Origin of the sequence: Clostridium sp. BSD2780061688st1 H5 (assembly GCF_005845155.1) — a bacterium.
Lineage (GTDB): Bacteria > Bacillota > Clostridia > Lachnospirales > Lachnospiraceae > Claveliimonas > Claveliimonas intestinigallinarum.
This window is the reverse complement of record NZ_SPGT01000023.1, coordinates 1-13,577: the sequence shown is the minus strand read 5'-3', so window position 1 is coordinate 13,577 and position 13,577 is coordinate 1. Positions and strand designations below refer to the sequence as shown.

11 protein-coding genes and 2 tRNA genes are annotated in these 13,577 nt (G+C 53.7%); 6 read left to right on the top strand and 7 right to left on the bottom strand.

Going from position 1 to position 13,577, the window contains the following annotated elements; translation table 11 throughout:
- Positions 1-228 precede the first annotated feature (228 nt).
- A tRNA-Gly gene (locus FGQ86_RS13015) sits at positions 229-299 on the bottom strand.
- A 35-nt stretch (positions 300-334) separates the two neighbouring features.
- Positions 335-405, bottom strand: a tRNA-Gly gene (locus FGQ86_RS13010).
- 210 nt (positions 406-615) lie between these two features.
- Here FGQ86_RS13010 and FGQ86_RS13005 point away from each other — a divergent pair.
- The gene (locus FGQ86_RS13005) at positions 616-2,319 is read left to right on the top strand and encodes an FAD-dependent oxidoreductase (RefSeq protein ID WP_138304501.1); all 1,704 of its coding nucleotides are present in this window, start codon (positions 616-618) and stop codon (positions 2,317-2,319) included.
- A gap of 126 nt (positions 2,320-2,445) precedes the next feature.
- Here the strand turns inward: FGQ86_RS13005 and FGQ86_RS13000 are convergent, their stop codons facing one another.
- Positions 2,446-2,853 (bottom strand): sporulation initiation factor Spo0A C-terminal domain-containing protein, encoded by a 408-nt coding sequence (locus FGQ86_RS13000; protein WP_242842830.1) that lies wholly within the window; start codon positions 2,851-2,853, stop codon positions 2,446-2,448.
- 95 nt (positions 2,854-2,948) lie between these two features.
- On the opposite strand from FGQ86_RS13000, the gene FGQ86_RS12995 reads away from it, so the two are divergent.
- The 5 genes from FGQ86_RS12995 (at position 2,949) to FGQ86_RS12975 (ending at position 10,698) form a co-directional block, all read left to right on the top strand.
- Positions 2,949-3,581, top strand: coding sequence for a glycoside hydrolase family 25 protein (locus FGQ86_RS12995; RefSeq protein ID WP_081958024.1), 633 nt, complete (start codon positions 2,949-2,951; stop codon positions 3,579-3,581).
- Positions 3,582-3,664: 83 nt separating this feature from the next.
- The gene (locus FGQ86_RS12990; RefSeq protein ID WP_033125769.1) at positions 3,665-4,360 is read left to right on the top strand and encodes a response regulator transcription factor; all 696 of its coding nucleotides are present in this window, start codon (positions 3,665-3,667) and stop codon (positions 4,358-4,360) included.
- Positions 4,361-4,372: 12 nt separating this feature from the next.
- A complete protein-coding gene (locus tag FGQ86_RS12985) occupies positions 4,373-6,997 on the top strand; it encodes a HAMP domain-containing sensor histidine kinase (RefSeq protein WP_033125770.1) in 2,625 nt (874 codons plus the stop codon).
- A gap of 93 nt (positions 6,998-7,090) precedes the next feature.
- On the top strand, positions 7,091-8,272 hold the full coding sequence (locus tag FGQ86_RS12980) for an SAM-dependent methyltransferase (RefSeq protein ID WP_138304499.1): 1,182 nt from the start codon (positions 7,091-7,093) through the stop codon (positions 8,270-8,272).
- On the top strand, positions 8,269-10,698 hold the full coding sequence (locus FGQ86_RS12975) for a hypothetical protein (RefSeq protein WP_033125771.1): 2,430 nt from the start codon (positions 8,269-8,271) through the stop codon (positions 10,696-10,698). Before FGQ86_RS12980 ends, FGQ86_RS12975 begins: the two co-directional genes overlap by 4 nt.
- A 118-nt stretch (positions 10,699-10,816) precedes the next feature.
- Here the strand turns inward: FGQ86_RS12975 and FGQ86_RS12970 are convergent, their stop codons facing one another.
- The 4 genes from FGQ86_RS12970 to FGQ86_RS12955 all read right to left on the bottom strand — a co-directional run bounded on the left by FGQ86_RS12970 (position 10,817) and on the right by FGQ86_RS12955 (position 13,447).
- Positions 10,817-11,314: a QueT transporter family protein gene (locus FGQ86_RS12970; RefSeq protein ID WP_033125772.1), complete on the bottom strand. Its 498-nt coding sequence runs from the start codon at positions 11,312-11,314 to the stop codon at positions 10,817-10,819.
- Between the two features lie 253 nt (positions 11,315-11,567).
- Positions 11,568-12,113 (bottom strand): Uma2 family endonuclease, encoded by a 546-nt coding sequence (locus FGQ86_RS12965; protein WP_138304497.1) that lies wholly within the window; start codon positions 12,111-12,113, stop codon positions 11,568-11,570.
- Between the two features lie 139 nt (positions 12,114-12,252).
- Positions 12,253-12,438 (bottom strand): hypothetical protein, encoded by a 186-nt coding sequence (locus FGQ86_RS12960; RefSeq protein ID WP_138304495.1) that lies wholly within the window; start codon positions 12,436-12,438, stop codon positions 12,253-12,255.
- 172 nt (positions 12,439-12,610) lie between these two features.
- Positions 12,611-13,447 (bottom strand): acyltransferase domain-containing protein, encoded by an 837-nt coding sequence (locus FGQ86_RS12955; protein ID WP_138304493.1) that lies wholly within the window; start codon positions 13,445-13,447, stop codon positions 12,611-12,613.
- Positions 13,448-13,577: the final 130 nt, after the last annotated feature.

The window sequence follows — 13,577 nt, the reverse complement described above, 5'->3', positions numbered from 1 at the left end:
TTATAATCTGTATGTTTAGAATTAAAAAAATGACAAATATCGAAAGTTTTCGCTCTATTCATTACCTTTTATTATAGCACGAAATGCTGTAAAATCAAGGGATTTATGGCAATGAGGCTGCAGCGCTAAGGGAGTGAACAAAAAAATAACCAGCCACCCGGGTGGGCGCCTGATTACTTTTTCTGCCCGGCTTCGGCAAAGCTGTGAAGCCTCTGATAGATTTTCAAGAGCAGATAACGGGAGTCGAACCCGCCTTTCCAGCTTGGGAAGCTAGCGTCATACCGATAGACTATATCTGCATATTTCCAGTATAACAGCTTTTGTAAAAAAATCAAGCGGGTGATGGGAATCGAACCCACGTATCCAGCTTGGAAGGCTGGTGTTCTACCATTGAACTACACCCGCGAACGAATGTTATCTTATCATAGAAAAGGCCAAAATGCAAGGGAAAATATGAAAATCTGTGCAAAACAGCAAAAAATACAAAGTCCGGAATAGATGCAGGGGATATGTGTGACGACATCACAGAAAAAAAGCCGGAAATGTGCTAACATTATACTGATATGAGCGAAAAGAGATACGGCAGTGAAATGCTGGCGGAAAGGAGAGATTGACATGAAGGTTGTGATCGTAGGGGGAGTGGCAGGAGGAGCCACGGCGGCGGCCAGGATCCGCAGACTGGACGAGGAGGCGGAGGTGATCGTATTCGAGAGATCCGGATATGTCTCCTATGCGAACTGCGGCCTGCCCTATTATATCGGCGGCGTGATCGGGGAGGCATCGGAGCTGACGTTACAGACTCCGGAGAGCTTCTGGAGCCGCTTCCGCATTGACATGCGTGTGCGCCATGAAGTGACGGCTATTCATCCGGAGCGCAGGACTGTGACTGTCCGCAGCCTGGACAGCGGGGAAAGCTTTGAGGAGAGCTACGACAGACTTCTCCTTTCACCTGGGGCAAAGCCCATTCTGCCCCGATCGGTGGACGCGGGAGTGCCGGGGCTGTTTACCCTGCGCACTGTGGAGGATACGCTGCGGATCCGGACATTCATAGAGAAAAATCATCCCAGGTCAGCGGTTCTGGCCGGCGGCGGGTTCATCAGTCTGGAGCTGGCAGAAAATCTCCGGGAGCTGGGGATGGATGTCACCATTGTCCAGCGCCCCGGGCAGCTTATGAAGCCCTTTGACCCGGATATGGCCTCCTTTATCCATGCCAGGATGAGAAAGAACGGTGTAAAGCTGCTGCTGGGACACGCAGTGGAGGGAGTGGAGGAAAATGGCGGCAGCCTTCGGGTTCTCCTGAAGGACGGCAAGGCTCTGGCGGCAGACATGACTGTTTTTGCACTGGGAGTCTCGCCTGACACTCATCTGGCAAAGGAGGCCGGATTGAGGCTGGGCCTGAAGGACAGCATTGTCGTAAACGACCGGATGGAGACATCTGTGCCGGACATCTACGCTGTGGGGGATGCGGTGCAGGTCATACAGTCTGTTTCCGGAGAGGATGTGCTCCTCTCCCTGGCAGGCCCGGCCAACAGACAGGGGCGCATTGCGGCGGACAACATCTGCGGCGGCGACAGCCGTTACAGAGGCTCCCAGGGATCCTCCATCATCAAAGTGTTTGATATGACGGCGGCTGTCACTGGGATTAATGAGCAGGCGGCAGAGAGAGCGGGCATCAGAGCTGACAAGGTCTACCTCTCCCCGGCCAGCCATGCGGGCTACTATCCCGGCGCCAGGACGATGATCATGAAAGTAATCTATGAAAAGGAGACCTGCCGTCTGCTGGGAGCCCAGATCGTGGGATATGAGGGGGTAGACAAACAGATCGACGTGCTGGCCACGGCCATAAGCGCGGGGATGACAGCTACCCGGCTCAAGGATCTGGATCTGGCCTACGCGCCACCCTACTCTTCGGCCAAGAGCCCGGTCAATATGGCCGGCTTTATCATCGAGAATATAGCAGACGGAAGGCTGAAGCAGTTTCACTGGCACGAGGCAGACACGCTGCCGAGGGACGGGAGTGTGACTCTGCTGGATGTGCGCACAGAGCAGGAGTACGGGGCCGGACATATAGACGGCTTTTGCAATATTCCTCTGGATGAGCTGCGTGAGCGGATAGGCGAGCTGGAGCAGGGAAAGCCGGTTTACGCCGCATGCCAGAGCGGTCTGCGCAGCTATATTGCGTGCTGTATTCTGTCCCAGAAGGGATTTGACTGCTATAACCTTTCAGGAGGATACAGGCTCTACAGGAGTGTGCGTGAGGATTGTGGCTGTGCGGATGAGACATTTCCGTGCGGTATGGACAGGACAGTATCCCGGTAGAGTGGTGCTCTGTGGCTGGAAGCGCACATATGACAGCGTGCATATGCCGGCGCGCATATGGGGCAGTATACATCTGATGTGATGGGAAAGAAAAGCAGGAAGGGAGGAGGGCCCATTTTGCTTCGGTTATTTTAAATGCCCTGTAAGAATATCGACGAATTCACCAGTCGTAGGTTTGCTGAAAAGAGGGCAGGGAGAAATGGCCTGCAAAAGATTTTTGTTTCCTCTTTCCCAGCATACGGTGATGACAGTGCGCAGGTCACGCTCCACACTTCCGGCGCTTGTGTGGCAGATCTCTGCGATTTTAGGATATAGTAGCTTGCTGATGCCGAGCAGGTAGTCTTCGTCTTCAAGGCAAAGTGAAACCGCAACGATCAAATATCTATATCCCCTATAGGTAGCACCAATTCCAAGAGAACGCACAAGGTATTGAATATCTTTCATTTCAGCGATAACTATAACTCCCTTCCTGCCTGGCAGAACTCCACATGCTATATTATCGGAAAGCAGCCCGCTTCTAATTATAAACGACATTATTCGACATTCTACGATAAAACAAGACGTATTTGTGAACCTTTTGACGGGAATGACATATACTGATCATGAACAGAAAAAAAGGCGGTGGCTCTGTGAGTATTTTTGGAATAGACGTGAGCAGATTTCAGGGGAATATTGACTGGGCGGAGGTAAAGCGGGCGGGCGTGGAGTTCGCTATGCTCCGGGCAGGATTTGGCAGCGGGAGCATTGATGTCCAGTTTCGCAGGAACGCGGAGGGGTGCTGCGCGGAGGGCATCCCTTTCGGCGTTTACTGGTTTTCCTACGCCTATACGCCTGATATGGCGCGTCAGGAGGCGCGCCAGTGCCTGGAGACCATAGAGGATTACAGGGTGGAATACCCGGTGTGCATCGATTTTGAGCAGGATTCAGTCCGGTACGCCCAGACAAAAGGCGTCACAGTGACAAAGGAGCTGGCCACCCGGATCGTAGAGGAGTTTTGCGGGGAGGTGGAGGACAGGGGGTATTTTGCCATGTACTACAGTAATCTGGACTTTCTGGAGCGGATGTTCGATGAAAGACTCCGGGAAAAGTACGCCCTCTGGTTCGCCAGGTACGCCCGCGAGCCGGGCATTGACGGTATTGCCATGTGGCAGTACACGGAGAGCGGGAGCGTCCGTGGGATCGCCGGGGACGTGGATCTCAACCTGGCCTTCTACGACCTGGCGGAGGTGATCCGAAGGAGAGGGCTGAACCATCTGAAATGATTTCATAATTTCTTAAGAATTTCCCCAACTGCCTCTTAAAAAATCCCTGCTATTCTTGTAATATGTAAGGGAGGTGATAGAAGATGGCAAAAATATTAGTATGCGACGACGATAAAGAGATCGTGGAGGCAATTGACATATATCTGACACAGGAGGGCTATGAGGTGCTGAAGGCCTACGACGGGCAGGAGGCGCTGAAGGTGCTGAAGGCCAACGATGTGGACCTTCTTGTGATCGATGTCATGATGCCCCGTCTGGACGGGATCCGGGCGACGCTGAAGATCCGGGAAGAGAACAATATTCCCATTATCATCCTCTCTGCAAAGTCCGAGGACGCGGATAAGATCCTCGGACTCAATGTGGGGGCGGACGACTATGTGACAAAGCCGTTTAATCCGCTGGAGCTGGTGGCCAGGGTGAAATCCCAGCTGCGCAGATACACCCAGCTTGGGAGCACGGCAAAAGAGACAGACGCGGCAGTGTACACGACAGGGGGGCTGTCCATCAACGATGATCTCAAGGAGGTGACCGTGGACGGGGAGCCGGTGAAGCTGACACCCATTGAGTACAATATCCTGCTGCTTCTCGTGAAAAATCAGGGCAAGGTTTTTTCTATCGAACAGATCTATGAAAACATCTGGAACGAGGATGCCATCGGAGCGGACAACACAGTGGCGGTGCACATCCGTCACATCCGCGAGAAGATCGAGATCAACCCGAAGGATCCCAGATACCTGAAGGTGGTCTGGGGCGTGGGCTATAAGGTGGAGAAGCTTTAGGAGGGAGAACGTATGAATAAATGGTATAAATCGGCTCCCATAAAGGGAGTCCTGCTTCTGGTTCAGCATGTGCTTGTGGTCCTGGCGGTCATAAGCCTTGTGTGGCTGGCGGCCTACCCGGGCATGGCCCAGGATATTTTTTCAGGGAAATCGGAGGCCAGCTACGCCCGGTCAGAGGGCTTTGGGCAGCAGGCCTATTATGACTCCCAGAGCATACTGAACGCTCTGGCGGACAAGGGGGATCTGGAGACAGACGGGAAGCTGGATGAAAACAAGCTGGTGGACATCCAGACCCTCTACGACACGGGAAATATTTCAGGTGAGAATGAAAGCGGCCTGGCGTACACGATCCACGACCTGGTGGACTGGAGAGATAAGCTGAACAGCGGGGACCTCTCCTCCGGCGACAACATGTCCTACAACAGCGGGGAGAACTCCATCGTGGTATGCCAGAGGCCGGACGGCACGTACGAGTACTACTATTATGAGGAGCTGAAGAGCCTGATCGACTCCGGGGAGCTGTCTTTTATGACAGACCCGGACACAGGAGTCACATCCGAGGATGTCATGAACTACCTGCGGGACGGCACCCTGTACGAGGGGGACGGCCTGGGAACGGTGGTAGACCAGAACAATCAGGTCATCTACCGCACCATCTGGAACTATGACGGCTTCTGGATCCAGGAGGGGCCCAGCCCGGACGGAGTCCAGTCCATTCTGGATATAGTGAACAGTGACGAGCGTTGGAACGGAAAGCTCTACGAGGCCTACTCGGAAATCTACTCGGCTATCGACCTGGTGTCACAGAAAATGGACAATTACGAGGCGGCAGGCGATGCCTGGGAGGAGGGAAACACAAATCTTACCTATATATATGCGGACACCGCCTCCGGGACAGTGAGCACAAACAGAGCGGCGTTTGCGGACTATGACAGCCTGGAGGACAATATCCAGAAGCTGAAGGAAGAGGGAAGCTACACGGTAGTTCGCCCGGCCCTGGCCGACTTTGACAGCAATATGAGCGGCGTGGAGGGAAACAGCTGGAGACACACCGTGGAGAACATGGGTCCCGCAGGAGATCATTTCGTGTATGCAGTGGGCATCAACACTGACTACCCGGTGCAGGACAGCTACTATGTACAGAACCAGCGGTATGAGAAATACGCGCCGGCCATCCAGGGTGTGATCGCCATGGGCGTCCTCTCGGTGGTGGGAATTCTGGGCATCCTTGTGTGGCTCACTATTGTGGCCGGCCGCACAAACAGGGACGAAGAGCTTCACCTGAATTTCTTTGACCGGATCAAGACCGAGCTGGCGGCAGCGGTGACTGTCATAGCCTGGGTCTGCCTGGTATACCTGGTCACCAATGTCTATGGACCTTTTGTGGGAGTTGTCTACCAGGGAGACGCGTCCTACTATTACACAGAGACCGCATTTGATATCAACGTGCCGGATGTGGTGGTGGTATCCCTGATCGCGGTGCTCAGCTGCGCTGTGTTTATGATCGGCTACCTGAGCCTGGTGCGCAGGATCAAGGCGGGCACCCTCTGGAAGAACAGTATCCTCAGATGGCTGTGCGGCTTTGTGCGGAAGGTGATCCGGCATATGAACGAGGTGTGGCGGATCGTGGTGGCGCTGCTGGCAGTGCTCTTTCTACACTTCCTGGTGCTGGAGTCCGGAGGAAGCGTATTCCTCTTTGCGCTCCTCATGTTCGCGGTGGATGTGCTGGTGGCGGTCTACATGATCCAGCAGGCCATCGGAAGAAACAGGCTGGGAGCCGGGATCGAGAAGATCGCGGCCGGCGAGGTGGACTACAAGATTCCCCTGGACGATCTCAAAGGCGGACAGAGAGACATTGCCGGGAAGATCAATACCATTGGCGAGGGGCTTGACGCGGCTGTGGAGGCCAGCATGAAAAATGAGAGGCTGAAGACAGACCTGATCACCAATGTATCCCATGACATCAAGACGCCTCTCACCTCCATCATCAACTACGTGGACCTTCTGAAGAGGGAGAATTTCACAGATCCGAAGATACGGGGCTATCTGGATGTGCTGGAGGCCAAGGCACAGAGACTGAAGACCCTGACAGAGGACGTGGTGGAGGCGTCCAAGGTGAGCTCCGGAAATATCTCTCTGGAGTACATGAACATCAACCTGGTGGAGATGATCCAACAGACCAGCGGGGAGTTCGAGGAGAAATTCGGCGCCAGGGGTCTGAAGGAGGTGCTGACTCTTCCGGAGGAGGAGGCTATCATCCACGTGGACGGACGTCGCATGTGGAGAGTGCTGGAGAATATTTACAACAACGCCGCCAAATACGCCATGGAGGGAACCAGGATCTACGCGGACCTGACAGTGGATGCGAAGACTGTGACCTTTAATCTGAAAAATGTGTCTGAGCAGCCCCTGAACATTGACGCGGATGAGCTGACCGAGCGCTTTATCCGGGGCGACGTGTCCCGGAGCACCGAAGGAAGCGGGCTGGGACTTTCCATCGCCAAATCCCTGACCGAGATGCAGGGAGGCACATTTACACTGTATCTGGACGGAGACCTCTTCAAGGTGACTATCACCTTCCCAAGGGTGACAAAGGATGGGGCCCCGGAGGGCCAGGGGGCAGCGCCGGAGCAGTAAAAGCAGCATAGTGAGAGATCAATGGGGACTGGTATTTTCTGAAAAAAACCGGTCCCCATTTACTCATTTCCCATCTTGCGCTATAATATGGCTATGGAAAATTTAAGAGTACTATTTGAAGAAAATTTAAATACAGATTTTATCTCCGCCACCCTCAGCAGTCCAAGGACAAAGGGCGGCGCGGTCAAAGTGAAGGTGCGCCCCCTGCTGAAGAAGGGCACACTTTTCTTTCAGTTGGAGGAGTTTAAGGGGAACCAGGCGTTTCACCGGAACCTGCCCGCCGATGAAGCCTGCGCGGCGCTTCTCCTATATATGGAAGAGATGAAGCAACTCCAGATGGAGACGCGGCAGGCGTCCGTCACGGCGCTGGTGAGCAAAAAGGGAAAGGTCACCGTAAAGAAGAAGGCCAGAAAGGAGCCGGCGAAGAAGGCTGACCTGTCTCACAACAGACAGAAGAGATACATCCTCGAGGAGGGGGTGCCTGTTCCCTTTCTGGTGGATCTGGGTGTCATGACCGGGGAAGGGAAGGTGGTTCACGCGAAATTCGACAAGTTTCGCCAGATCAACCGTTTCCTGGAGTTCATTGAAGATATCCTGCCCCGGCTTAAGGACCGGGCCGAAGACGGCAGGGAGCTGACGATCCTCGATTTTGGCTGCGGGAAATCTTACCTCACATTTGCCATATACTACTACCTTCACGAGCTGAAGGGATACGACATACGGATCATCGGCCTGGACCTGAAGAGGGACGTGATCCGCCGATGTAATGAGCTGAGCGGGAAGTACGGCTATGAGAAACTGCGGTTCCTGGAGGGAGATATTGCAGACTACACCGGCGTGGACCGGGTGGACATGGTGGTCACTCTACACGCCTGCGACACGGCCACGGACTTTGCCCTGGCCAAGGCCATCGGCTGGGACGCGAAGGTGATCCTGTCCGTGCCCTGCTGTCAGCATGAGCTGAACCGCCAGATTAAGAGCGATGTCCTGGAGCCGGTGCTTAAGTACGGCCTGATCAAAGAGAGGATGGCCGCTCTGGTGACGGATGCCCTGCGGGCCCAGTACCTGGAGAGAGAGGGCTATGAGACTCAGATCCTGGAATTTATCGACATGGAGCACACGCCGAAAAACATACTGATCCGGGCTGTGAAGACCGGAAGGAAGGGAAGCAATGAAGAGAAGCTGCAGATGTGCGAGGAGGCGCTGCACGTGCGTCCCACGCTTGGAAGGCTGTTAGATACGAAGTCAGAAAAAGAGCAAGGAGCAGACAGATGAAGAGACGCCTGATACACGCGGGCATACTGGCCGCCGTCTTTGTCGTGGCGGTCATCGTGTTCAGCTACGTGACCAACAGAGGAAACAACAATATGACAGCAGACCTGGGGAGCGCCACTTTGCCCTCTGTGTCCTTTGCCTGTCAGGGATATGAGGTGAACTATCTGACCGGTTACACCCAGGAGATGGATGTGACCACCATGCGGGACAGCATCACTCCGGTAATCGACCAGACACTGGAAATGCATATCCAGACCTACGATGCCCGTATCCGGTCTTTGGACTACGAAGTATACACTCTGGACGGCTCCAGTCAGCTGTCCCGGGAGAGTGTGGATGAGCCCCAGGAGACGGTGAGCCTTACCTTTGACGGGGGCCTTCTGACGGAGGAGCGGCTCCTTCTTCTGACTCTCCATGTGGACGATCAGGAGGTTTACTACTATACGAGAATAGCGGACGGGGCAGAGTTCTCCCTTCCGGAGTGTCTGAAATATATTTCCGACTACCATGTAAATGCCATGGGAAAGGTGGAGAATGTGGGTGTGGGAGCAGCCCTTGAGCCGACCGGCGAGGAGGGGACGAACTTTTACCACGTGACCATCCACTCAGACTACGACCACGTGTCCTGGGGAAGCCTGCAGCCGCAGGTGACAGGGACTGAGAGGTGGAAGATCACTGAGTCGAACTCTACATACACCTCGGTCATCCTGGAGTACCAGGTGCAGTGCGCAGGGGAGGAAAATGAGCGGGATCTCTACACAGTAAAAGAATTTTTCCGGGTGAGAAATGCCTCCGGAACCATGTATCTTCTGGACTATGACCGGACTATGGAGCAGATCTTTGACCCCACCCAGACGGTGCTGAGCGAGAAGGGGATTCTTCTGGGGATTACAGATCCCGACGTGCCCTATCTTGTCAGCGAGGAGGGAAACCGGGTGGCCTTTGTCCAGGGAGGAGAGCTCTGGTACTACAATCAGGAGGCGGACGAGATGTCCCTTCTCTTCAGCTTTATGGACTCGGAGAGCAAGGATATCCGAAATCTCACAGATGAGCATGAGATCCGCCTGCTGCGCATGGATGGGGACGGAAATGTCACCTTTGCGGTCTGCGGCTACATGAACAGAGGCTCCCATGAGGGAGAGGTGGGAGCGGCCATCTACTATTATCAGGCAGAGCAGAACAACATCGATGAGAAGGCCTTTATTCCCAGCAGCAAGTCCGCCGCCGTGGCGTCGGAGGAACTGGGAAAGCTGGTCTACTACAGCGTGGACCGGGAGATGCTCTACGTGCTGGCGGGAGGCACGCTCTATGAGATCAATATGGAAAACGAGGAGCAGACAGTCCTTGCGGAGGGGCTGGAGGAGGGACAGTATGTCACCTCCGACGACGGGCAGCTGGCAGCCTATCAGACAAGCGGCACCCTGTACGAGGCTTCGGAGGTCACGGTCATGGATTTGGAGACCGGGAAGAGCTACACGGTGCAGGCTGATCAGGACGCCTCCATCCGGCCTCTGGGATTTGTGAACACAGACTTTGTGTGCGGCATGTCCAGACAGTCTGACGCGGGGCGCACGGTCTCCGGCGAGGAGGTGTACCCCATGTATAAAGTGGAGATACGCAGCAGCGCCAAGAAGGTGCAGAGGACTTACCAGTCGGACAGCGACTATGTGCTGAGCGTGGAGGTGTCCGGCGGCATGATCAACCTGGATCGGGTGGTGAAGAGCGGGGACTCCTACACACAGATCGCGGCCAGCCAGATCACCAGCAATGCGGAGAAAAAGGAGAGCAATATCTCACTTGAGTCCTATGTGACAGACCTGAAGGAGACCCAGATGAGGCTCACCTTTGCGGACGGCATCCCCGACAGAAATCCCAAGGTGCTGAGGCCCAAGCAGGTGCTCTACGAGCAGCCGGCTCAGGTGGCCTTTGAGGAGACCGGTGAGGGGGATGTGTACTATGTGTACGGGACAGGCCGTTTCCAGGGCAGCTATGACAGGGCCGGGGACGCCATCGTGAAAGCGGACGAGGTCAGCGGCGTGGTGGTGTCCGGAGATCAGAAATATGTGTGGGAGAGAGGAAACAGGTATCTGGAGTACCTTATCACAGACAGGGATGACGCGGTGAATGCTCTTCGGGAGAGACTGGCCGGGGGCGCCTCCGCTGTGGACGCCGTACAGGAGGTGCTGGGCGGACAGACCCTGGACCTGACCGGATGCACCACGGAGGAGATGCTGTACATTGTCAATAACAATATGCCTGTGGTGGGCGTCGGGGGGGACGGTAGCTCCGTCATCCTCATCGGCTACGACCAGTCCTATGTGACCTACATAGAGACGGCCACGGGAAACAGGACAGCCATCTCCTACGAGCAGATGGACAGCCTCCTGGCGGGGAGCGGGCGCACATTTATCAGTGCGCTGGAATAAGAAAAAAGAAGAGATAAACGAGGCGCAGGCCATCTGTGTGGATCACAGAACGGCCTGCGCCTCGTTTGTATTCTTCTATCTTTTGAGCATTCTGAGCAGGAACCGGCAACGCTTCAGCCTACATGGCAGCGGCTCTGGGAAACAGTGTGTTCCGGTAGCGGTTCAGCGCATAGTAGACGATCAGTCCCAGGATCGTACAGGAAATCACCTCGCCAACGCCAACTGTCAGCATCAGGAAGGGCAGCGGCAGGTTCACGCCATAGGCGATCCGGAGCACCAGGGGGACGATGACTACATTGGAAATGATGGGAGGCAGTGTGCCGATGACCGGTCTGCGGCTGCGCAGCAGCCAGGTGAACACGGCTCCGATCAGTGTGGCCAGGCTTCCGAAGATAATGTCCGGAAGAAGCGCTCCTCCCACCACATTTCCGAGCAGGCATCCGATGAAAAGTCCCGGGATGGCCGCCGGTGTAAAGAGGGGCAGGATGGTCAGCGCCTCCGCGATCCGCACCTGTATCTCCCCGAAGGAAATCGGTGCGAAAATGTAGGTCAGCACCACGTAGATGGCAGCGATCATGGCTGCCTGAGTCATAAATGCTACATTCTTGTTCTTCATATTCAGTTCTCTCCTTTAGTTTTGTTTTACGAGTGGAAGGTCTCGAACACTCGGCACATTTTACGGCGGTGACCGCCGGCAGACCTTGAAAGACCTTGGTTTTATGCGGGTCTGCAACGTGGGATAGTATAGCATGACGGCAGCAGGAAATCAAGAGAAGTACCAAAAAAGTGCCAACAAGAAAGTACCAAAAAAGTGCCAACAAGAAAGAAAAGCTGCCCCGCCAGTGATGGCATGGGCAGCAGTTTGCTACTTAGATATCTATTGAGCTAAAATCAATGGTTAGATCATCATAGATCCCGGCTTTGACAGCTTCAGAGAAAGTATATTCTGCGGTATCGTCGGACTCAAACGAATAAACCATGATCCTGTTTTTCTCTGGATCAACAATCCAGTATTCACGAACTCCGGCAGTTCGGTATTTGAACAACTTGGTATAGTAGTCCATCCGCCTGCTGCCTGGAGAGACAATTTCGATAATCCAGTCCGGAGCACCTGTGCAGCCTTTGTCTGTGAGCTTGTCAGAGCTGCATATAACGCTTATATCCGGCTCGACATAGTTTTTGTCGTCTTCGTTCAAAAACACGGCAAATGGGGCGATATCGACCTCACAGGAGCCTCCTTTTTTGTCGATATAGTCCGCAACCTTACGATAGAGGGCGCCAAGTATCTGCTGATGTTTTCGTGTGGGAGGCGCCATCATATACATCTGGCCGTCAATCAGCTCCGCCCGCTGGCCATCCGGCAGGGCATAGACATCTTCAATGGTATACTCTTTGTTCTGTTGCAGTAATGGCATAATAACACATCCTTTCATGGTGAGAGTGTTGACGGTTGCGAGAGGGCTATTCTTCATCATCCCAAAAGGTTTCGCCAATCTCGTTTTCATGAAGCACTAAAATAGCCCGTGGAAAAAGAATAAATAGTAAAAAAGAATATTATTGTTCCCGCTTCATCCGTTCATCAATGGCCTTTTTGATAAAACCGTTCACAGACTCCCCGGTTTTATCGGCCGCTGCTTTAATCTCCTCATACTTCTCTTTTTGAACGTCTAAGGGGATGCGTTTAAGTCTGGACTTTTTATAATCGTACAAGTATTCTTTTCTTTCTTCAGATATCGGCACTGTTTCACCTGCTTTCTTCGCTGATGGTTTGAAGGTATCTTTAAAATAGAGATACCTTCTTTACCTTACAATAAAAGTATATCATAAAACCAATGATGTGTACACTACAAAAATATGCAAAATTATGTACCCAAATATGAATTTATCCACAATCCACAATGTTCAGATGCGTTTACAGAGCAGCCTGCCCTTCCCCTCTCCAACCTTTCCCCCCTGCCAGGAGATATTTTTTCAGATTTCTCTGAAGGGAGGTGCCCTCGGGCAGATCAGGAAGAGGGATGTCCGGGCGCTTGTAGACCCAGGTGAGGAAGGAGTCCGGCTCCGGAAACATATCGGTCACCTCGTATTCATCCTGGAAGGAGCGGATCCGGGATCCCTCTGGCAGACATTCCCTCAGCGCAGGGCTAAGAAGCCAGGAGGTGCAAAGGAAGGGAGCGCCCTCGTATGCGGGGAAAAAGCGGGCGATAAAGTCCCTCGCCATATCGTAGGAGCTGTGGCGGGCCTCCGGGGTGAGATCCGCGTCCGATGGGATGTGGACGTGGACTGCTTTCCCTTCTCCGTCCTCTGTCAGTTCAAATTCCAGCGTGCCCAGGCGGAAGAGCCGGGCGGCCAGCTGTCGCATGGTCCAGAAGTCCCGGTCAAAGCCGAAGGTGCCGTAGCTTTCCTGGTGTTCATTTATAAAGCGGGTAAAGCATTTCAGAGTTTCAATATATATATCGCCGGAAATGCCAAGGGACTGATAGGAGCACCAGGTTTCCCCGCAGCAGATGAGCATAAAGGTGAGAATTTTTATGCCAAGAGGGTCCTCGCCGATCAGCGCTTTCAGCCGCCCCAGGGCGTCGTCCCAGGTGGCGGGGGTGAGAAGCTCCTCAAGAAGGGGAAGGGCCTGGGGGAGGAGGTCTGTAAACTCCTTTGAGGACTGTACAGAAAGGACAGCGTCTGTGATCTCCGGGGGAAGGCTGATGGAGTGACAGAGTTCGGTAAGCTGAGTTGGTGATAAGATTTTCATAAAGGTACCTGCTTTCTTGTTTCCTGCTTTTGAGTCTAACACATACTTCTGCAAAAAGTCTGCAAATAAAAAGTCAAGCAGAAATTAATGAACTTTGAAAATTTTATACAGGTTGAAAAAAGAGTATCAC